Source organism: Acinetobacter genomosp. 33YU, assembly GCF_001990725.1.
Lineage (GTDB): Bacteria > Pseudomonadota > Gammaproteobacteria > Pseudomonadales > Moraxellaceae > Acinetobacter > Acinetobacter seifertii.
This window is the reverse complement of record NZ_LFZQ01000017.1, coordinates 73,214-92,979: the sequence shown is the minus strand read 5'-3', so window position 1 is coordinate 92,979 and position 19,766 is coordinate 73,214. Positions and strand designations below refer to the sequence as shown.

Annotated in this window: 20 protein-coding genes; 15 read left to right on the top strand and 5 right to left on the bottom strand. The window is 40.1% G+C overall.

Going from position 1 to position 19,766, the window contains the following annotated elements:
• The first annotated feature begins 10 nt into the window (after window positions 1-10).
• Both AC056_RS19730 and AC056_RS17980 read left to right on the top strand, forming a co-directional pair.
• Window positions 11-145, top strand: a complete 135-nt coding sequence (locus AC056_RS19730) for a zinc ribbon-containing protein (protein WP_001983336.1) — start codon at window positions 11-13, stop codon at window positions 143-145.
• Between the two features lie 122 nt (window positions 146-267).
• Entirely contained in the window at window positions 268-843 is a 576-nt protein-coding gene (locus AC056_RS17980) for a DUF4126 domain-containing protein (protein ID WP_077164386.1), read from the top strand.
• A 978-nt stretch (window positions 844-1,821) separates the two neighbouring features.
• Here AC056_RS17980 and AC056_RS17970 read toward each other — a convergent pair.
• Window positions 1,822-2,166: a hypothetical protein gene (locus AC056_RS17970; protein WP_077164384.1), complete on the bottom strand. Its 345-nt coding sequence runs from the start codon at window positions 2,164-2,166 to the stop codon at window positions 1,822-1,824.
• A gap of 192 nt (window positions 2,167-2,358) precedes the next feature.
• Complete coding sequence (locus AC056_RS19980; protein ID WP_077164383.1) at window positions 2,359-2,622, bottom strand: hypothetical protein; 264 nt, start codon at window positions 2,620-2,622, stop codon at window positions 2,359-2,361.
• Between the two features lie 701 nt (window positions 2,623-3,323).
• Here AC056_RS19980 and AC056_RS17960 point away from each other — a divergent pair.
• Window positions 3,324-4,553 carry a beta-ketoacyl synthase N-terminal-like domain-containing protein gene (locus AC056_RS17960; protein ID WP_077164382.1) on the top strand — a complete coding sequence of 410 codons (1,230 nt, stop codon included), beginning with the start codon at window positions 3,324-3,326 and terminating at the stop codon, window positions 4,551-4,553.
• A gap of 94 nt (window positions 4,554-4,647) precedes the next feature.
• On the opposite strand, the gene AC056_RS17955 is transcribed toward AC056_RS17960, so the two are convergent.
• On the bottom strand, window positions 4,648-5,349 hold the full coding sequence (locus AC056_RS17955) for an SDR family NAD(P)-dependent oxidoreductase (RefSeq protein ID WP_045124640.1): 702 nt from the start codon (window positions 5,347-5,349) through the stop codon (window positions 4,648-4,650).
• A gap of 257 nt (window positions 5,350-5,606) precedes the next feature.
• On the opposite strand from AC056_RS17955, the gene AC056_RS17950 reads away from it, so the two are divergent.
• The 6 genes from AC056_RS17950 (at window position 5,607) to AC056_RS17925 (ending at window position 9,592) form a co-directional block, all read left to right on the top strand.
• Window positions 5,607-6,089 carry a hypothetical protein gene (locus AC056_RS17950; RefSeq protein ID WP_077164381.1) on the top strand — a complete coding sequence of 161 codons (483 nt, stop codon included), beginning with the start codon at window positions 5,607-5,609 and terminating at the stop codon, window positions 6,087-6,089.
• Window positions 6,090-6,616: 527 nt separating this feature from the next.
• The gene (locus AC056_RS17945) at window positions 6,617-7,120 is read left to right on the top strand and encodes a DUF2867 domain-containing protein (RefSeq protein ID WP_039252820.1); all 504 of its coding nucleotides are present in this window, start codon (window positions 6,617-6,619) and stop codon (window positions 7,118-7,120) included.
• Window positions 7,121-7,200: 80 nt separating this feature from the next.
• Window positions 7,201-7,902, top strand: a complete 702-nt coding sequence (locus AC056_RS17940) for a DUF1003 domain-containing protein (RefSeq protein WP_139344676.1) — start codon at window positions 7,201-7,203, stop codon at window positions 7,900-7,902.
• Between the two features lie 110 nt (window positions 7,903-8,012).
• Window positions 8,013-8,678, top strand: coding sequence for an RluA family pseudouridine synthase (locus tag AC056_RS17935; RefSeq protein ID WP_049064652.1), 666 nt, complete (start codon window positions 8,013-8,015; stop codon window positions 8,676-8,678).
• Window positions 8,679-8,805: 127 nt separating this feature from the next.
• A complete protein-coding gene (locus AC056_RS17930; protein ID WP_019457956.1) occupies window positions 8,806-9,186 on the top strand; it encodes a ribonuclease E inhibitor RraB in 381 nt (126 codons plus the stop codon).
• Between the two features lie 25 nt (window positions 9,187-9,211).
• Window positions 9,212-9,592, top strand: a complete 381-nt coding sequence (locus tag AC056_RS17925) for a nuclear transport factor 2 family protein (protein WP_077164380.1) — start codon at window positions 9,212-9,214, stop codon at window positions 9,590-9,592.
• A gap of 45 nt (window positions 9,593-9,637) precedes the next feature.
• Here the strand turns inward: AC056_RS17925 and AC056_RS17920 are convergent, their stop codons facing one another.
• Window positions 9,638-11,728, bottom strand: a complete 2,091-nt coding sequence (locus AC056_RS17920) for a TonB-dependent receptor (protein ID WP_213033515.1) — start codon at window positions 11,726-11,728, stop codon at window positions 9,638-9,640.
• Between the two features lie 74 nt (window positions 11,729-11,802).
• On the opposite strand from AC056_RS17920, the gene AC056_RS17915 reads away from it, so the two are divergent.
• Window positions 11,803-12,948, top strand: a complete 1,146-nt coding sequence (locus tag AC056_RS17915; RefSeq protein WP_077164379.1) for a DUF1624 domain-containing protein — start codon at window positions 11,803-11,805, stop codon at window positions 12,946-12,948.
• 40 nt (window positions 12,949-12,988) lie between these two features.
• Here the strand turns inward: AC056_RS17915 and AC056_RS17910 are convergent, their stop codons facing one another.
• Window positions 12,989-13,456, bottom strand: coding sequence for an Lrp/AsnC ligand binding domain-containing protein (locus AC056_RS17910; RefSeq protein ID WP_001247568.1), 468 nt, complete (start codon window positions 13,454-13,456; stop codon window positions 12,989-12,991).
• Window positions 13,457-13,592: 136 nt separating this feature from the next.
• Here AC056_RS17910 and AC056_RS17905 point away from each other — a divergent pair, with 136 nt between their 5' ends.
• The 5 genes from AC056_RS17905 (at window position 13,593) to AC056_RS17885 (ending at window position 19,758) form a co-directional block, all read left to right on the top strand.
• Window positions 13,593-14,858: a D-amino acid dehydrogenase gene (locus AC056_RS17905; protein WP_077164416.1), complete on the top strand. Its 1,266-nt coding sequence runs from the start codon at window positions 13,593-13,595 to the stop codon at window positions 14,856-14,858.
• 21 nt (window positions 14,859-14,879) lie between these two features.
• Entirely contained in the window at window positions 14,880-15,983 is a 1,104-nt protein-coding gene (gene alr / locus AC056_RS17900; RefSeq protein ID WP_077164378.1) for an alanine racemase, read from the top strand.
• 10 nt (window positions 15,984-15,993) lie between these two features.
• Window positions 15,994-16,353 carry a RidA family protein gene (locus AC056_RS17895; protein ID WP_049064657.1) on the top strand — a complete coding sequence of 120 codons (360 nt, stop codon included), beginning with the start codon at window positions 15,994-15,996 and terminating at the stop codon, window positions 16,351-16,353.
• A gap of 162 nt (window positions 16,354-16,515) precedes the next feature.
• Window positions 16,516-17,955, top strand: a complete 1,440-nt coding sequence (locus AC056_RS17890) for an amino acid permease (protein WP_077164377.1) — start codon at window positions 16,516-16,518, stop codon at window positions 17,953-17,955.
• A 372-nt stretch (window positions 17,956-18,327) separates the two neighbouring features.
• The gene (locus AC056_RS17885; protein ID WP_077164376.1) at window positions 18,328-19,758 is read left to right on the top strand and encodes an amino acid permease; all 1,431 of its coding nucleotides are present in this window, start codon (window positions 18,328-18,330) and stop codon (window positions 19,756-19,758) included.
• The last annotated feature ends 8 nt before the right edge of the window (window positions 19,759-19,766 follow it).

The following is a 19,766-nucleotide window of genomic DNA, read 5'->3' as shown; positions in this document are numbered from 1 at the left end:
GAATGTAATCATGGTAACAGCTGGCGAAAAACCCGGAACAGGCTTCTATTTCTGTGCTCAGTGCGGACATAGAGTGTTTTTAGAAATTAATACCGACCCTTTACCACCTTGCACGAAATGCTACTGCACGCAATTTAAACGTTAAGAATGAAATAATATTTGCGTTCGCATTTAACAAAAAGCCCTGTCACCCGATGGGGCTTTTTGTTAGTTTAAAAATAAGACTTACATAACAAGACCCGTGATGGGCATGAAAAGGAAACCGTTATGGAAACAATATTGGGTTTATGTATTGGTGTGGGCCTGAGCGCTGCCTGCGGTTTTCGGGTGTTTGTGCCGCTACTGGTCATGAGCATTGCAACCATGATGGGATGGTTTGAGCCATCGAAAGGTTTTGAGTGGTTAGCTCTGCCATCGGTGTGTTTGGCTTTAAGCGTGGCAACGGTATGTGAAATTGCAGCCTACTACATTCCGTGGGTCGATAATGCCTTAGACACAGTCGCAACCCCTGCGGCGATGATCGCGGGTACATTAGCAACAATGGCGGTTAGCAGCGGAGAAATGTCTCAGTTTGCCAGTTGGGCAGCAGCGATTATTGTCGGTGGTGGCACGGCTGGTGTGGTGCAAATGAGTACCGTCGCTGCACGCGGTGTTTCAACTGCAACTACGGGTGGCTTGGGTAATTTTGTCGTTGCGACAGGTGAATGGATTGGAGCAATCTTACTTTCGGTTTCTGCCATGTTAGTGCCCGCGCTTGTGGCAATAGTGGTGCTGATTGCAGTTATTTGGGTGGTGCGTTGGATTCGCCATAAAAAGCAAGAACAGGCGCATACCCCGCTATAAGTGTATGCAAATATCAATTTTTAATAAGCATAAAAAAAGCCCGACATCCTGTCGGGCTTTCTTGTATTTGGTGATTAGATATGACTCCTGTCGTATCTCACGCTCCTGGTGCTTGAACGTATTATTGTTGTTTTATGTTCCGGAACATCCTGTTCCTGTATGACTTCATATTAGGAAAAAAGTAGGGTGTCGCCAATCCGCAAAATCCCTAAAAGTTTGTAGGATAAAACGTACAAGATTGCTTTTTAATTTATCATTATGTTCTCATGGTATTGTTTTAAATCGAGATATATTCATGCTGAGTGGTTGTGAAAAATGTGATGAATGCGGAAGCCAGTATTTAAAAAGTAAATCTAGCATGGCCTCGTTGTGTCCTGAATGTGCTTCTATAATTTATGGATATGCAAATTGTGAGCATGTTTTTAAAGAGGGACGCTGTATACATTGTTACTGGGATGGCAGCACAACCACTTATATTGAAGACTTAAAGAAAAACTCATAAATATTCAGATATAAAAAAAGCCCAACATCCTGTTGGGCTTTTTCGTATTTGGGTATTAGATATGACTCCTGTCGTATCTCACGTCCTGATGCATGAACCTATTATTGTAGTTTTACGTTCCGGAACATCCTGTTCCTGTATGACTTCATATTAGGAAAAATGCAGGATGTCGCCAATCCGCAAAAACCTTAAAAGCTTGTAAGAGAAATCTTACATTGAAGAATGATTCAGCCGTTTAAACCCTAAAATTTCCCAATATTCAGACATAAAAAAAGCCCGACATCCTGTCGAGCTTTTTCGTATTTGGGTACTAGATATGACTCCTGTCGTATCTCACGATCCTGATGCATGAACCTATTATTGTTGTTTTATGTTCCGGAACATCCTGTTCCTGTATGAGTTCATAATAGGAAAAAAGAGGGGTGTCGCCAATCCGCAAAAACCTTAAAAGTTTGTAGGATAAAACGTACAAGCCACTATTCGTCTTGAGGTAAAGGCCAAAGAATATCTTTGTTTTGCTTGAATTTTTTGTACCAATATTGGCTTATCAGCGCTTTATCATCTCTATCGAAATGATAAACGAATATATCTAAAGCTTCATTTAAGCCGAGGTCATAGCGAAACTTGGCAGTAGCTAAATGATCTTGTATTTCATATAACTGATTAAATATAGGTAAAGATTCTTCATAAGCTAACAATTGAATTTGTTGAAGAAGTTCTTTTATTTGAAGTTCATACGCATCTAAAACTCTTGCAAGATCAATCTTTACATCTCTATAGGTGATAAGTCTTTGCTCAAATTCATCCCATGTGTGGTTCATTCTAATAAATGTTTAAAAGTTGAATGTAAGCACAGCATAACTGGATTGGTTATAAAATTGATCTGATTTTTCAAAATGCTAATTCGGCAAATCAAACAACTTAGGCCTCTGTGCCACAACAGACTTTAATTTTTTGCACTGATTTAAAGTAAAACACCATTGCGATACAGAGATAAAGAGCTAAGCCAACGCTTAGCCCAGACTACTTTTGTCACACCGCTGCATGGTGTTCAAAAAAGTAGGGGCAAAGTCCTGTGGGAGAACAGGACTTTGCAAACTGACATATTCAAGGCGCTGCATCAGCTTGGCGGAGTAAACTTGCTCAAGTCGCTGGTAAATGCAGTCACAACTCGACTCGCTATGCCCACCTGACAGGCAAATTTTTTCAAACTCCTGATGAGTCTTTGGGTCGTAAACCGAAACGCCGTAGCTGCCTAGAATGAAACTTAAAGCCAAAAAGGGTTATAAATTTTCATATTATTCTCATGATTATTTATGCGTATAACTAAAATAAAAATATAATTACTTTGAGGTTTAAAATAATTTTATAAATAAAAGTTAATCCTCCTAAAAATACAGGAAAATAAAATAATTAAAATTTTAAAATAAAAATAGTTTATAAATTTAAAAAAATAAGGCGTAAAATCCCAAATTTTAAATCAATAAAATAGTTAAAAAACAGAGAAAATAAGATTAAAAAACGTCATGGTCAACTCCTTAAAAAATGGAGTCCTACCACCAGATTACCGCGAATTAATTTGGGTGGTAGAACGGAAAGGGGTTGACAGACTGGGATCCATGGAACCAGCACGCACGGGGCGTCCCCCATCCGTCCTACCGCAAAGAAAAGGGGACGCAAGGGTCTAACGACTTATAGATTGTACTATAACCCGCCGTGGATCAACGGTCTGTCAAAACCGACTGGCAATGTAGGCCAGCAACGAGATAATAATCGGTGATTTTAAATACGTCAATTTAATATTTAAAATATTTTTGATTTAATAATAAAACTAAATATTATTTTAAAATAAAAATATTATTATTAACTTTTTATTTATATTCGATGAGAAAAAATAATAAATATAGAAATATTTTGCCAGTTCCAAAAAAGAACTTGGTTGTTAAGATCTATTTTTGTCGTTTTTATAGAGATAAGAATGGAACGAGTTGTCATCACAGGTATGGGAATTAATTCCTGTATTGGAAATACATTAGAGACAGTAACCGAGTCCTTAAAAGCAGGCCGCTCAGGCATTCGCTATAACGATGTCTATGCAAAATTGAACTTTCGAAGTCATGTGAGCGCCACTGCCGAAATGAATTTTGAAAATATTGATCCAGAATTAAAAAAACACATGGGCGTTTGCGCGATGTATGCCTACAACTCGGCACTCAATGCACTACAACATGCCAAGCTTGAAGTAAATGACATTGCCAACAACTCAAAATATGGCGTGATTGGGGGAACAGGGGGCACTTCAACAGCGTCTATCATCGACATGTTGCATACCTTAAAAGAAAAAGGCGTCAGCGAAGTATCACCCGATTTAGCGCCACGCTACCTCACCAGCACCATTAGCTCTAACTTATCACACGCTTTCAATCTAAAAGGCGTATCCCAATCGGTTGCGAGTGCCTGCGCGACTTCAGCCGACGCAATCGGCTATGCATTTCACCTTATTGCTGCTGGTAAACAAGATCTTATGCTCGCTGGTGGCGGCGAAGAAGACCATTGGTCCCAAACCGCAATATTTGATGCGATGGGCGCCTTATGCTCTAAATATAACGATGCACCTGAAACTGCTTCACGCCCATATTCAGTAGATAACGATGGCTTTGTGATTGCTGGCGGCGGTGGCATGGTGGTTTTGGAGTCTTTAAGCCATGCCCAAAAGCGCGGAGCAAAAATTTTAGCAGAGGTGGTTGGGTACGCTGCCAATAGTGACGGTGTCGATATGGTAGCCCCGAGCGGTGAAGGCGCGACCCGTTGCATCAAACTGGCACTCGCAGAAGCCAAGCAAAACGGCTCTGAAACCATCGACTATATCAACACGCATGGCACTTCAACGCCAGCAGGAGACATTCCCGAACTATTGGCCATAGAAAGAGCTTTTGGCAGTGAAAAAGTCCCGCCACTGAGTTCGACAAAGTCCATGACTGGGCATAGTTTGGGGGCAGCAGGCGTACACGAAGCGATTTATTCTATTTTAATGCTGCAAAATAACTTTATTGCGCCGAGTATTAATATTACCGAACTGCGCGAAGAAGCTAAAAGGTTCGATATTGTTCAAACGAGCCGAGAAACCGAACTCAAAACAGTTATGAGTAATAGCTTTGGTTTTGGTGGGGTAAATACTTGTCTGGTTTTTAGAAAGTGGGAAGGGTAGTTTAAAACTCGAAATATATGGGCTTTAGAAAAAATAAATTCAAATAGTTAAGAAAAGCGTAATGGATTACGCTTTTTCTCTCATAAAACATAGTTTAAGCGGCTTGAATGGCTTCTCCACAAAGAGACACAGTTTCTTGTTTATGTTGGTGTAAGTACCAGAACTGCTCCGCAACTGTTTCAGGATGCACCGCGTAGGTTTTATCCTTCGCTTCAGGTGTTCCATCTACAAAACCATTTACAATCACTTGGCTCACATAAACATTTGAGTCAGCAAGACTATGAGCAAGTAAGTTGGTGGCCTTGTATTGAGCGGCAGCGGTGGTTGCTAACGATGAATATTCTTTGGCAACCAAGTCGATGCCCACTGCATCGAAAGCAAAAATTCCATTTGTCGATAAAATGCTACCGTGGTTCTTTTCTAAATCACCTAAGCAAGCTTGCACCGTCGCAATATAGCTTGAAACGCGAATATGAAAACTTTTGGTAAGCTCTAGTGGAGGGGTTTTTAGAATATTGCCTTCAATATCATGGAAAGCATTCCAATGAATATTTTTAATCTCTCCTAATCGATCTTTAATACGTTGAATAAGGTTTGGTATATCTTCAAGAACCGCTAAATCACATGTAAAAGCATAAGCTTCAATACCTTGTGCCTTAAGTTCTAAGATGGCTTTTTCAAGTTTTTCAGCATTACGCGCCACTAAACCGATTTTATAGCCTTCTTTACCAAACTTATGTGCCACGGCTTTGGAAATACCTGTTCCATAACCAAAAATTATAATATTGTTGTTCATTATAAAGTTCCAAAAAACCAATTATTTGGTTAGAAATAATTTATAATATGTTTTTATAATGTATTCAAGCGAAAAAATTAAATCTAAAAATAATGCAGAAAGAACAAGACAAAAATATGAAAAACATTAATTAAGTCAGTTGGTTTTGAATGGTCTGGATGGGATACTTATTTAGAGAATAAGAGAATGAAAAATTTATCTTTTTTCATTATAGCTAAAAGTAAGGTTAAGAATATTATGAGTGTAGGTGTTTGTAGATGAGGATTATTTTCTTATATTTTTTATTAGTTTTTCCTAGTCTTTCTTTTGGTAATACTGTGGGTGAGTTTTTTTCAAAGTTTCAAGCAAGGAATAATTATTATATTTATAAAGATAAACCAGAGAAATGGATCTATGACTGTACTCTAGAGGCGAATAAGAAAGAAAGCTCTACGAATATTAATTCTGTAAGTTTTGATCAAAAGAATCAGTCCATTAAATTCTCATTTGATACCCCTGATCAACCATTTTATAAAGTAACTAAAACTTTGAAAATTAAGCCTAATGAGTATGAGGTGTATTTCCAAGATAAGAATATGGGAAGTAATTTTAACTTTGAGGTTATTTTAAAAAATAATGGTATTTCAGAGTGGTTTTTTCATACGCCTAATGAAGATACAGAAAACTTCACCGATAGAAGCTTTACCTTAGTGAGTTTCAACGAATCTCCAAAGTTTAATATAACGAATAAGTGTAAATAGCTGGAATGAAAAGTAGAGTTCTCTTGTGACCTAAACACAAGAGATTCTACATAGATAAATCATACTTTACTGGCGTTAGATTCTTTTTATAGTCTGGTGCTTAATTGCTCAAAACGGTTAATGCTTTGGTAAAATAAACCGAAAAATACAAATAAAGTGGAATTTAAATATAACTAATTATGGGTAAATGGGAATAAATTCTTTTAAATTTGGTTAATGACGTAAAAATTCCCAAAAATATTAAAAATTAGCTTTTCTTAGAAAAACAATCCCGCAGGGTGCTGGCTAAACTATATCTCAAGGGTGTGATAGGGATCGAAAAGAGTAGCATGCACCAAAACGTATAACGTTAGTGTGTACTCACCCAAAAGGTCTCGATTCGGCTTAGGACGCTATAGATCAAAAGTTTATAGGCAAAAGGTTCTAACTTACAAAGTTATAATTGTTGAAGTAAACCATAGATGTTTTCCCTTGACACCCTAAAAAATTCTCTATAATAAAAACGATACTTTACAAGAATATAATTTATGAATAAGCCCTATCTTTCTGCTTTACCTAGCGACAGCCAAATCTCATCTCAACTGAACAATGCTTACTTCCACGACTCGTGGAGTATTGTGCTGGGTCAGCCCGACCTGAATGTATTTCAACAACTTATTAAGTTATTTCAACACACTCCAGCGTGGATAGAGTGGAGCATGAATATGCGTAATAAAATTACTTCAAAAATTGGGCTTAAAGACTTAGGAAGTTTCAAACAGATTGATTCAAATAAAAAAGAAAATGAGTATGTTGCAGGCGACCGAATTGGAATTTTTACCTTAAGGCAACGTACCGAAAATGAATTAGTGATTGGAGACGATGACAAGCACTTAAATGTGACTTTATCTGTTTATAAGAATGAAAAGACTCAAGTACTCACCATAACCACAGTAGTACATATTAAAAATTGGCTTGGAAGACTGTACATGGTTCCTGTGATTCCTGCACATCGAAAAATAGTGCCAGCAACTTTACAAATATTGGGTTAAAGCATTCTTTTTATTTACGATGTTGTCACCTGAAATCACCTATATAATATCCTTATGATCATAATTGCGAGCTGTATAAAATGGAGAATAAAAACCAGTGTCGCCAATGCGCCGTATGCGGAAAGAATTTCCCGTTAAAAGATCTAGTTTCGGGTGAAGTCATTCGGAATGTGATTAGTGAGGAAATTATTCAAGATCATCCGGATTGGTCTTTCTCAAGCTTTATTTGTCGAGCAGATCTGGCAGATTATCGAATTAAATACGTTCAATCACTATTACGTTCCGAAAAAGGCGAGTTAACTAATTTAGAAAACGAAGTGATTGGTAGCATGCAACGCCATGAGCTGATTAGCCGAAATACCGAATCCGACTTCGATCAAAAATGGACGTTTGGGGAAAAATTAGCAGATAAGATCGCGACATTTGGTGGTAGTTGGGCTTTCCTGATTTGCTTTGCTATTTTTCTAATTGCTTGGATTATTCTAAATACAGTGGTGATGGTGGTACGTCCTGTCGACCCTTATCCATTTATTTTACTTAATCTGGTTTTGTCATGCTTAGCGGCAATTCAGGCGCCTATCATTATGATGAGTCAAAACCGTCAAGAAGCCAAAGACCGTTTGCGCTCTCAACACGACTATCAAATTAATTTAAAAGCCGAGCTTGAGATTCGTCATTTACATGAAAAAATGGACCATCTTTTATCGCATCAATGGGAAAGGCTTGCGCATATTCAAGAAATTCAGCTCGATCTTTTAGCTGAAATGAATAAAAAGCGATAAAGATTTTTCGAGTTTCACGTGGAACATGATGAAAGCTTATAGATTGTTTTGCGGTCGGTCTGAAATTTCTTTATGATTTGCCGCCATGCTCCATTGCTGTTTCTACGACCATGCCTTTAAACGACAACTTTGTTTACGCTCCACCACAAGATCCGCTTTCAATTTTATTTGAAGATGACGATTTGATTGTGGTTGATAAACCTGCGGGATTGTTGTCTGTGATGGGTCGCCTACCTGAGCATCATGATAGCGCTTATTTACGGGTGTTAGAAAAGTTCCCTTTGGCTAAAGTCACGCATCGTTTAGATATGGCGACGTCGGGCCTACTTATGTTTGCCAAGCACCGTGATGCAGAGGTTGCGGTAAGTAAAATGTTTCAGGCCAGAACAGTCAAAAAACATTATATTGCTTTGGTGCAAGGCCAAGTCACAGAAGAGGGCAGTGTTGAAGTTCCTCTCATTACTGACTGGGAAAATCGTCCAAGACAAATTGTACATTTTGAATTGGGCAAACATGCTAAAACCTTGTTTCAGCCTCTCACCTATGATGAAAAAACAGATCAAACGCGAGTGTTACTTGAACCAGTCACAGGCCGTTCGCACCAGCTACGTGTGCACATGATGCACATTGGACATCCGATTATGGGTGACAAGTTATATCATCCTGAACCTAAACGTTTTCACTTAAGCCGTATGGCTTTACATGCTGCCTATCTGGCGTTTCAGCATCCATTGAAAGGCACAGATGTAGTCATTCAATCCCAAGTGCCTTTTTAAAATTTACATACAATTAAAAATTCAATTTGATGCGACTGGGAACGGAATATATACCCAAACTGCAATAAAAGTCGGGTATTCTAAGTCCGAATAATATTAATACTGCGACAACAACAAGGATCACTTTATGACTCGTGACTACGAACAATTTCCAGATGACGATAACGGCAATGTACTTTGGCAAATGGCTGAAGATGGGGATGATTTAACCGAGCTGCATGAAATTGAATTTTCAATTGCATTTCAAGATCAAAAAAATGCAGAGCAATGTGCACTCTATTTACTTTACCAAGAACAAAAAGTTTCACTTTTCCAAGATGACTCTGTTGAGCCAAATGAGTGGGTGATTACCATCTTCGTGAACATGGAACCTGAGTATTCAGACATTGTTGACTTAGAGGAATGGTTTGCCAGCATCGCTGAAAAATTTCAGGGTGAATATGACGGATGGGGCTGTATGGCCTATGTCTTTGAGGAAGAAAGTGAAGAAGACGACCTCTTACAATAAGGTCTAAAAAGAGTAGGAGATACTCATGAACTTGTCTCAAAAACAAATTGCGGTACGGTTTTTAGAACTTGCCGCAGCAGGCGAAGTTGATGAAGCCTACAGCAATTACACTGCACCTAACTTCAAGCATCACAACCCTTATTATGCGGGTGATGCAACTTCGTTGAAGGAAGGTATGCGTGAAAGCGCGGCTGAAAATCCCAACAAAGTCTTTGATGTTCAGCATGTCATTGAAGATGGGACTTTAGTCGCTGTGCATTCGAAACTTGAAATGCAAATGAATGACAAACTTACCATTGTGGCTGTGGTTCATATTTGCCGTTTTGAAAATGGAAAAATTGCTGAGCTTTGGGATATCGGGCAAATGCAGCCCGAACAGTTTGTGAATGAAAATGGCATGTTCTAATAAAAAAGCCCGAAATAATTCGGGCTTTTTTATTTTATAGATGAATTAAAACTTCCACTGTGCCGAGATTGAAGCATTCAGTGGCTCACCCGGTTGAACCCATAAATCGCTGTAGCTTGAGACATAGTAGGTTTTATCAAATAGGTTGTTTACGTTCAGCTGATAACGTAAGCGGTCAGATGGAGCATAGTAAGCATTTAAGTTTACGAGGGTATAGCTTGGTAAATTAAAGCCATTATCAAGGTTATGTCCGCTACGTTCGCCCACATAAGTAAGGTTGGCACCTACACCTGCTTTTGTTGAGCCTTCTTGTAGAAACTCATAATTGGTACTTACAGCACCTTGGTGTTTTGGCACATTGCTCAGACGGGCACCTTTTGGCAAGTCTTGGTCTTTTTCAATTTGCGCATCGGTATAGCTATAGTTGGCATTGACGAACCAACGGTCAGTGATTTGACTATTTAAGTCAAACTCAATTCCTTTACTGCTCACTTCGCCTGCTGCAGTTTGAAAGTTACTGTCAATTGGGTCGGTTGTCAGTACATTTCGTTTTTTCATTTTAAACAAAGCGAGACTCAGCACACTTTGGTCATTCAATTTATATTTGGTGCCAACCTCGTAGCTTTCGCCTTTTTCAGGGGCAAAAGTCTGACCATTTCGGTTCATACCACTATTCATGGCAAATGAGCGGCCATAGTTGCTATAAAACGCCCATTGCTCAGAGGCTTTAAAATTTACTCCGAAACGCGGACTATTTTGGTGAAGCGTCTGGTTGCTTTCAGTCTGAGTTAGATGATTTTTAAAGTCTTGTTCGACCTGATCAAAACGATTGCCAAATAGCACACTCCATTGATCATTAAAGAAGATCTGGTCTTGAATATTGAGTGCAAAGTAACGCTGCTGTTCTTTGGTATTGGTAAACGGAGCTAAGTTCGGTACATATTTGCCATATTCAGGTTGGTAAATATCAATTGTGTTTGGTGAGCTTGTGCTGTGATTACGACGAAGCTGGTTTTGTTTATAGTCGAGTTGACCAAGTTCGGTTGAAAGCAAAATTTCATGGCGCGCCCACGAAGTATCAACCTTGCCAAGTAACTCTGTCTGAGCCAGAACATCTTGACTTGTATAATCACGATAGCGACGTTGACGCTCTAAAGTACGGCCATCGGCTTGCATACGACGAGGTTCGGTTGCAAAGCCGACCATTTTGGCATCTTTATAACTGACAGCACTATTTAGCTTCCAGTCAGGGTTAAATTCGTGACTCAGACGTAATTGGTAAAAGTAATCTTTTATTTTCAAATCGCCGTCGTCAGGTTCACCTGTAAAGGTTTTCGGGTCCATCACAAACTGGTGATTGACTGTGCTGACACCACGGTCAAAGGTTCCTTTATGTTCTGTAAATTCACTGTCAAAGTCGAGTTGTGTCTGGTCTGAAATTTTCCATGTGAACTGTGGTGAAAAGAACCAGCGTTCACTACTGACATGATCACGGAAGCTTTGGTTATCTTCGTGAGCCACTGCTACACGATAGGCCAGTTCATCGTTAATTGGCGCCGTGTGTTCTAGACTAATTCGATATTGTTCTTGGGTATTGGCACGTAGGTTAACTTCACTTTCGCTTTCCCACTGCGGTTTTTTACTGTTGAGGTTAAGCAAACCACCAGTTTCGCCGCGACCATATAGAGCAGCCATTGGCCCTTTTAAAAACTCTAAAGATTCAATATTTACGACATCTTTTGGCGCACTAATCCCTCGGTTGACACTCAAGCCGTTTCGAATCATAGAAGCACCTAAATTGGGATCGGTACTAAAACCACGGAAAGAGTAGTTATCCCAAAAGCCGCCACCAAAACTGTTTTGATGAAAAACCCCACTCACCAAGCTTAATGCGTCATCAATCCGTTGAACGTCTTGTTGTTCCATCATTTGTTTTGAAACATAAGCACGGTTAAAAGGAACATCTAAAACATCGTGAGTAAATTTAGTCGCCGAGCTATTTTGGCTCACACCTTCTTGGGTACTTTCAGCCTGAACGCGTATGGTCTCAAGTACTGTTGAGGTTTCGTCTCCCCAAGAGAATGTTGATATAAAAGATAACCCTAATGAAGACAACAATCCTAATTTGTGTTGCATAAATAATCAGCCATGAAAGACAAAAGAACTATAATGTAATAGTATAACGTTACATTATTTTGTTTATTACCGCTATGCCTATAGAAAAAAATATTGAACGTTTACAGTCGATTGATGCATTGCGTGGTTTGGTCATCCTGATTATGTTGCTCGACCATGTAAGAGAAACTTTCTATTTACATAAACAAGTTACCGATCCAATGGACGTAACAGTAACAGAACCAGCATTATTTGGCAGTCGATTATTGGCACATATTTGCGCTCCGGTTTTTGTACTTCTAACGGGTATTTCTGCATTTTTATTTCAGTCCAAAAAACAGGACTTACAACAAACGCGTGCCTTTCTATTAAAACGCGGCTTATTTTTAATTGTGTTAGAGCTTACCCTTGTGAATTTTGCATGGACAGCGACTTTTCCACCTGAAGTCATTTACTTACAGGTGATTTGGGCGATCGGTATTAGTATGGTGGTGCTGGCTTGCTGTGTAAGTTTGCCTTTGCCAGTTCTTGCTGGTGTAGCGTTAGTCATTATTTTTGGACACAACTTATTAGATTCTGTGCACTTCTCGCAAGGCATCCTACAGAATATATGGTTCGTTTTACATGAACGTGGCTGGCTTGAGTTTGCGGGTATTAAGCTTCGTACAAGTTACCCTGTTTTACCTTGGATTGGTGTGATCTTATTAGGCTATGTTTTAGGTCAGTTCTTTAGTTCAAAATATACAGCAAAGCAAAGAGACCGTGCTTTACTTAGCCTTGGTTTAGCAAGTATTGGGCTATTTGTTTTATTGCGTTTTATCAACGTCTATGGTGACCAACCGTGGCAGCATTTTGAGTCATTACAACTGACGTTAATGAGCTTTTTTAACCTCACCAAATATCCACCGTCTTTATTGTTTATTTTGCTAAATGTTGGGATCGGATTAATTGTACTGACTGCTTTTGAACGTATGCAGCAATATTCATTTCTAAAACCCTTGGTCGTGTTTGGCTCGGTGCCAATGTTCTTTTATTTACTGCATCTATATGTGTTGAAACTGATGTATGTATTTGTGCTCAGTGTGTGGGGAGCTAACTACGGAAACTATTTGTCGGTCAATCATGTATGGATGCTGTGGTTAATCACGATTGTGCTGTCTTTTGCACTCTATCCAGCGGTTAAATGGTTCTCTAAGTTCAAACATCAAAATAAGCACATTTCGATTTTAAAATATTTCTAATTTCAAAAATGTGAGTAAAGCGAGTTCAATAATGCTCGCTTTACTTGCTTACATCTAAATACAGAGTTTCTTTCACTTCTTCCATGACCACATAACTGTGTGAAGATGCCGAAGCGGGAAGTTTCTTTAAAAGATCTCCCAATAAGCGGCGGTATGCGCTCATTTCTTTTAAGCGCGCTTTTACAAGGTAGTCAAACTCACCTGAAATAAGGTGACATTCGAGTACTTCCGGAATTTCGACTAAGTCTCTGGCAACCTGATCAAATACATCGCCTGATTTGGCGGATAACTTAATTTCTAAAAAGACAAGCAAGTTACGGTCTACGTAGGCTGGGTTTAGCCGAGCGTAATAACCCATGATAATGCCATCGCGTTCGAGACGCTTTACACGCTCTGAACAGGGGGTGGTAGAGAGATTGACTCTCGATGCCAATTCACTAATCGCAATTCGTCCTTCACGCTGCAAAATGTCCAGAATCATGCGATCTATACGATCTAGGGGGCGCATAGATATTTCCTCTTTTTTTAAAATTCTCGTGAGAAAAACATAAATTTACCTAGATTATAGCCTGAAAAACAGTGAAATAAACTATTGAAGCAGAAATATACTAGTGAAATAAACTGGTGTGCGTGAGGGAATGGAAATGCGCGTAATTGTTTTAGGTAGCGGCGTTATTGGAGTGGCAAGTGCCTATTATCTAGCTCAACAAGGAGCTGAGGTCACTGTTCTTGATCGCCAGTCAGGTCCTGCTGAAGAAACAAGTTTTGGTAATGCAGGTCAAATTTCGCCTGGGTATTCGACTCCTTGGGCAGCACCAGGAATTCCTTTTAAAGCTGTGAAATGGATGTTCCAACACCATGCACCGCTTGCGATTAATTTAGATGGCAGCATGTGGCAATTACAGTGGATGGCGCAAATGCTAAAAAACTGTAATCCACAAAGCTATGCTGTAAACAAAGAACGTATGATGCGCGTGGCTGAATACAGCCGTGACTGCTTACGTGAACTTAGAAAAGATACGGGTATTCACTACGAAAACCGTGCGAAGGGTACTTTGCAGTTATTCCGTAAAGAAGCACAAATGGAAGCGGTTCAACGCGATATTAGCGTGCTACAAGAGTGCGGCGTAAGCTACGAATTATTAAATGGTAACGAACTTGGTCGTGTAGAACCAGCGTTGGCAAATGCACAAGATAAACTTGTTGGTGGTTTACATTTACCAAATGACGAAACAGGTGACTGTTATTTATTTACCAATGCTTTAGCTCAAATTGCTAAAGAGTTGGGTGTTAACTTCCAGTTTAATCAGAACGTAGAGAAATTGATTGTTGAAGGCGATCAAATTAAGGGCGTTCAGGTCAATGGTAAGGTCTTAACCGCAGATCGTTATGTACTAGCGTTTGGTAGTTATTCACGTGATTTCTTGAAACCACTCGATCTACAGTTACCTGTATATCCTGTCAAAGGTTACTCGTTGACGATTCCTATTATTGACCCTGCTTTTGCTCCGCAATCTACAGTGCTTGATGAAACCTACAAAATTGCGATTACTCGTTTTGACCAACGTATCCGCGTAGGTGGTATGGCAGAGTTAAGTGGCTTTAACTTAGGTCTAAACGAAGACCGCCGTGCAACCTTGCAAATGGTGACTCAGGACTTGTTCCCGGGTGGTGATATGGCACAGGCGTCTTTCTGGACAGGTTTACGTCCAATGACTCCAGACAGCACTCCAATTATTGGTGCGACTCGCTTCAAAAATCTGTTCTTGAATACAGGTCACGGTACTTTAGGCTGGACCATGGCATGTGGTTCAGGAAAATTAATCAGTGACATCGTATTGAATCATAAGACTGATATCAGTACCGATGGCCTTTCAATTCAGCGTTATTCACACGCACATGCTGCATAACGGACGTTAGGAAAGTAAATCATGCCTCGTCCTATTACCGCAGTCATCCACCGTCAAGCCTTACAAAATAACTTGGCGGTGGTACGCAAGGCCATGCCAAACAGTAAGGTCTTTGCCGTTGTAAAAGCCAATGCTTATGGACACGGCATTGAACGTGTTTATGAAGCATTTAAAGCAGCAGATGGCTTTGCCTTACTTGATCTTGATGAGGCAAAACGAATTCGTGCTCTAGGTTGGACAGGTCCAATTTTATTGCTCGAAGGAGTTTTTTCTCCTCAAGATTTATTTGATTGTGTGCAGTATCAGCTTAGTTTCACCATTCATAGTGAAGCGCAAATCGAGTGGGTAGAAAAGCATCCTTATGCGGCCCAATTTGATGTTTTTTTGAAAATGAACAGTGGAATGAACCGTCTTGGTTTTAAACCACAGCACTATGTTCAGGCTTGGGAACGTTTAAACAACTTGGCGAACGTATCCAAGATTACGCACATGATGCATTTTTCAGATGCAGATGGTGATCGTTTCGGCCAGCAAGGTATTGATTATCAAATCAATGCTTTTGAAGAAATTGTAAAAGATTTACCGGGTGAAAGATCGGTAAGTAATAGTGCGGCAATTCTGCGTTATCAAGACCAGCTCAAATCAGATTATGCCCGTAGCGGCATCATGCTCTATGGCAGCTCGCCAGATTACCCGACCCATAGTATTGCGGATTGGGGCTTACAACCGACCATGAGCTTACGCAGTGAAATTATTTCCGTTCAGCATTTAGAACCGAATGAAAGCGTCGGTTATGGCTCAAACTTTGTGGCAGAGCAACCCATGACGATTGGGATTGTCGCTTGCGGCTATGCCGATGGTTATCAGCGTATTTCACCCACAGGCACGCCTGTTTTAGTGGACTCTGTCCGCACTCGTACAATTGGCCGTGTCAGCATGGACATGTTGGCAGTCGATTTAACGGGCATTGAGAGTGCCAAAGTCGGCAGTGAAGTTGTACTTTGGGGCCAATCAAGTACAGGCGTCGTTTTACCTATTGATGATGTCGCAGTTTCATCCGGTACGGTGGGCTATGAACTGATGTGTGCCGTCACTGCCCGTGTTCAATTTATTAATCAGGTATAAGGAAATCCGAATGTCTAATTCAGATATACAAAAGATTAACACTAACGAAGTCATGAGCGCCGTGACTGTTTTTAACAAAGTGGTTTATTTGTCAGGTCAGGTACCTAAAAATACCGAGCAAGACGTGGCAGGCCAAACTCGTGAAATTCTTGCAACGATTGATGAACTTTTGGCACTTGCTGATACCGATAAATCTCGCTTGCTCTCTGCGCAGCTCTATTTAAAAAATCTTTCTGACTTTTCAACCGTAAATGCAATTTGGGTTGACTGGTTAAAAGGGTGTGTTGCTCCATCGCGTGCCACAATTCAGGCCGATTTGGTCAATCCAAATTGGTTAATTGAAATTGCCGTGACGGCAGCACAAAAGTAATTCGTTTTTACTCCAAAAATGATGATGTATCTAACAGAAGGAAGATAGATACGGTTTATCCAGTCATTTTTTGGTGAACAGATTCAGTGACCTATGGCATACGGTTCGATTTTCGCCATAGGTTGCTGATCTTAACAAAGGAATTCAAAAAGGAATTTTAATATGACAACGGCTCGTCATTCAGATGCAGAAAATTCTCCTGATCATCTGCAACGAAAACTGTCTAACCGTCATTTACAACTGATTGCTATTGGCGGTGCAATTGGAACCGGCCTATTTATGGGCTCGGGTAAAACAATCTCCCTCGCAGGTCCTTCAATCCTTTTGATCTATATGATTATTGGAGGCATGTTCTTTTTCTTAATGCGTGCAATGGGTGAGTTACTCCTTGCAAATCTGCATTACAAATCTTTTGTTGATATGGCTCATGACCTGATTGGTCCTTGGGCCGGTTACTATTTGGGCTGGACTTATTGGTTAGGTTGGGTGCTGGTCGGTATTGCGGACCTTTCAGCGGTCATTAACTATTTGAGCTTCTGGTTGCCCGATGGAGCAAGCTTCTCTCCAACACAACAAGCCATGATTAGTGCAGGCTGTGTATTGTTTGTGATGGGCCTTAACCTACTGACTGTACGCCTATTTGGTGAAATTGAATTCTGGTTTGCACTTATTAAGATTCTGGCGATTATTGGTCTGATCGGAGTGGGTGGCTACATGATTTTCAGCCATTTCCAAGCTCCACAAGGCGCTGTTGCAAGCATCAGTAATGTCTGGTCACACGGCGGTTTATTCCCGAAAGGTACAGAAGGCTTCTTGGCAGGATTCCAGATTGCTGTATTTGCTTTTGTCGGGGTGGAACTGGTAGGTACAACGGCTGCTGAAACCAAAGATCCACAGAAAAACTTGCCTAAAGCAATTAATGCGATTCCGGTACGTATTATTCTGTTCTATGTGTTGGCGCTATTTATTGTGATGTCAGTAACCCCGTGGGATCACATTCGTGCAGATAAAAGCCCGTTTGTTGAGTTATTCTTAAATGCGGGTATTCCAGTTTCTGCGATCATCATGAACTTGGTGGTACTGTCTTCAGTGATGTCTTCAATGAACAGCGGTGTGTTTTCAACCAGCCGTATGCTGTTCGGTTTATCAAAAGACGGTCAGGCTCCGGGTGCATTTGGTCGTTTATCAAAACGTGCCGTACCTTCAAATGGTTTAATCTTCTCATGTATTTTTATTATGGGCGGGGCAGTGCTTCAGTACTTTGTTCCAAACACCATGGAAGCATTTACTTTGGCAAGTTCACTGTGTGTGATTCTATTCATTAGTGTCTGGAGTCTCATTATGGTGTGCTATTTACGCTATCGCAAATTACGTCCTGAATTACATGAAAAATCGACTTTCAAAATGCCGGGTGGCGTTTGGATGAGTTATGTGGTTTTGGCATTCATGCTTTTTACTTTGGTTATCTTGGCGCTAGAGCCAGATACTTTAAAAGCTCTGTATGTCAGTCCAGTATGGCTAGTCATTTTAGGTGTTACCTATCATATGTTGTACAAACCACGTATGAAAAAGCTAGGACGTGAATTCGTCAACGATCATTAAGTTTTATTAAAAAGCCAATCAATCATGATTGGCTTTTTTTATTTTTATTGGATTTTTTATCGGAATAATATTGTTTATTTTTAACTCATCAGTGCAATTTGGAGGGTGTTGGCAAAGTACATATAGCATTATCACATGCTAAACTTCGGCTAATCTGGAGAATCCAGATATGTTAATTAAAATTGCCGTGAAGGCAGTACATAAATAATGTGACTTAAAAAAAACAGGACAAACGATTTATCAATTAAGGAAAAAATATACTTGAACATCTTGTCCTGAGGTATAGACTCAGCAACCCACGATATACGGTTCGTTTTTCTCCCTATAGGTTGCTGATTTTAAGTTAAGCAAAATATAAAAAGGACTTCTAATATGACAATGGTTCATCATTCCGATGAGGCAAGCTCCCCTGATCATTTACAACGGAAATTAAATAATCGCCACTTACAAATGATTGCAATTGGCGGTGCAATTGGAACCGGTCTATTTATGGGCTCGGGCAAAACCATCTCCCTCGCAGGTCCTTCAATCCTCGTGATTTACATGATAATTGGTGGCATGTTCTTTTTTCTGATGCGCGCATTGGGTGAACTACTGCTTGCCAACTTACATTACAAATCATTTGTCGATATGGCATATGATTTGATTGGACCATGGGCTGGCTATTATATAGGCTGGACTTATTGGTTAGGCTGGGTACTGGTCGGTATTGCTGACTTGTCTGCGGTCATTAACTATTTAAGTTTCTGGCTGCCTGAAGGCGCCAGTTTCTCACCCATGCAACAAGCCATGATTAGTACAGGCTGTGTACTATTCATTTTAGGGCTTAACCTTCTTACGGTGAAGTTGTTTGGTGAAGTTGAATTTTGGTTCGCACTCATTAAGATTTTGGCCATTATTGGCCTGATTGGAGTCGGTGGTTATATGCTCCTTACTCATTTTCAAGCTCCGCATGGTGAGGTTGTGAGTGTAAGTAATGTGTGGTCGCATGGCGGCATATTTCCAAAAGGCGTAAGCGGATTTTTGGCAGGTTTCCAGATTGCCGTATTTGCCTTTATTGGTGTTGAGCTGATTGGTACAACAGCTGCTGAAACCAAAGATCCAGAGAAAAATCTACCGAAGGCAATTAACGCGATTCCTGTACGTATTATTCTATTCTATGTGTTGGCACTCTTTGTGGTGATGTCAGTAACACCTTGGGATCACATTCGTGCAGATAAAAGCCCATTTGTTGAGTTGTTCTTAAATGCGGGTATTCCTGTTTCAGCCATCATCATGAACTTGGTGGTGCTGTCTTCAGTGATGTCTTCAATGAACAGTGGTGTGTTTTCAACCAGTCGTATGCTGTTCGGTTTATCGAAAGATGGTCAGGCGCCCAGTGCATTGGGACGTTTATCAAAACGTGCCGTACCTTCCAATGGTTTAATCTTCTCATGTATTTTTATTATGGGCGGGGCAGTGCTTCAATACTTTGTTCCAAACACCATGGAAGCATTTACTTTGGCAAGTTCACTCTGTGTGATTCTCTTTATTAGTGTATGGCTTCTGATCATGGCATGCTATTTACGTTACCGTAAGTTGAGTCCTGAGCTTCACGCAGCATCAACCTTTAAAATGCCAGGTGGCGTGTTAATGGCGTATGTGGTTATTGCATTTTTCTTGTTCACTTTAGTGATTTTGGCACTAGAGCCAGATACATTAAAAGCACTCTACGTTAGCCCGGTATGGTTGGTGGTTTTGGGCATTACCTATTATGCATTCTATAAACCGCGTATGAAAAAACTAGGCCGAGAAGTCTTTTAATAATCATT

Bases quoted from the DNA above. Each gene is read 5' to 3' on its own strand.
- AC056_RS17970 (WP_077164384.1), bottom strand. From the start codon at position 2,166: ATGAACCACACATGGGATGAATTTGAGCAAAGACTTATCACCTATAGA.
- AC056_RS17885 (WP_077164376.1), top strand. From the start codon at position 18,328: ATGACAATGGTTCATCATTCCGATGAGGCAAGCTCCCCTGATCATTTA.
- AC056_RS17945 (WP_039252820.1), top strand. From the start codon at position 6,617: ATGAATAAGCCCTATCTTTCTGCTTTACCTAGCGACAGCCAAATCTCA.
- AC056_RS17950 (WP_077164381.1), top strand. From the start codon at position 5,607: ATGAGGATTATTTTCTTATATTTTTTATTAGTTTTTCCTAGTCTTTCT.
- AC056_RS17930 (WP_019457956.1), top strand. From the start codon at position 8,806: ATGACTCGTGACTACGAACAATTTCCAGATGACGATAACGGCAATGTA.
- AC056_RS17920 (WP_213033515.1), bottom strand. From the start codon at position 11,728: ATGCAACACAAATTAGGATTGTTGTCTTCATTAGGGTTATCTTTTATA.
- AC056_RS17910 (WP_001247568.1), bottom strand. From the start codon at position 13,456: ATGCGCCCCCTAGATCGTATAGATCGCATGATTCTGGACATTTTGCAG.
- AC056_RS17915 (WP_077164379.1), top strand. From the start codon at position 11,803: ATGCCTATAGAAAAAAATATTGAACGTTTACAGTCGATTGATGCATTG.
- AC056_RS17905 (WP_077164416.1), top strand. From the start codon at position 13,593: ATGCGCGTAATTGTTTTAGGTAGCGGCGTTATTGGAGTGGCAAGTGCC.
- AC056_RS17980 (WP_077164386.1), top strand. From the start codon at position 268: ATGGAAACAATATTGGGTTTATGTATTGGTGTGGGCCTGAGCGCTGCC.
- AC056_RS17935 (WP_049064652.1), top strand. From the start codon at position 8,013: ATGCCTTTAAACGACAACTTTGTTTACGCTCCACCACAAGATCCGCTT.
- AC056_RS17940 (WP_139344676.1), top strand. From the start codon at position 7,201: ATGGAGAATAAAAACCAGTGTCGCCAATGCGCCGTATGCGGAAAGAAT.
- AC056_RS19730 (WP_001983336.1), top strand. From the start codon at position 11: ATGGTAACAGCTGGCGAAAAACCCGGAACAGGCTTCTATTTCTGTGCT.
- AC056_RS17895 (WP_049064657.1), top strand. From the start codon at position 15,994: ATGTCTAATTCAGATATACAAAAGATTAACACTAACGAAGTCATGAGC.
- AC056_RS17925 (WP_077164380.1), top strand. From the start codon at position 9,212: ATGAACTTGTCTCAAAAACAAATTGCGGTACGGTTTTTAGAACTTGCC.
- AC056_RS17960 (WP_077164382.1), top strand. From the start codon at position 3,324: ATGGAACGAGTTGTCATCACAGGTATGGGAATTAATTCCTGTATTGGA.
- AC056_RS17890 (WP_077164377.1), top strand. From the start codon at position 16,516: ATGACAACGGCTCGTCATTCAGATGCAGAAAATTCTCCTGATCATCTG.
- AC056_RS17955 (WP_045124640.1), bottom strand. From the start codon at position 5,349: ATGAACAACAATATTATAATTTTTGGTTATGGAACAGGTATTTCCAAA.
- alr (WP_077164378.1), top strand. From the start codon at position 14,880: ATGCCTCGTCCTATTACCGCAGTCATCCACCGTCAAGCCTTACAAAAT.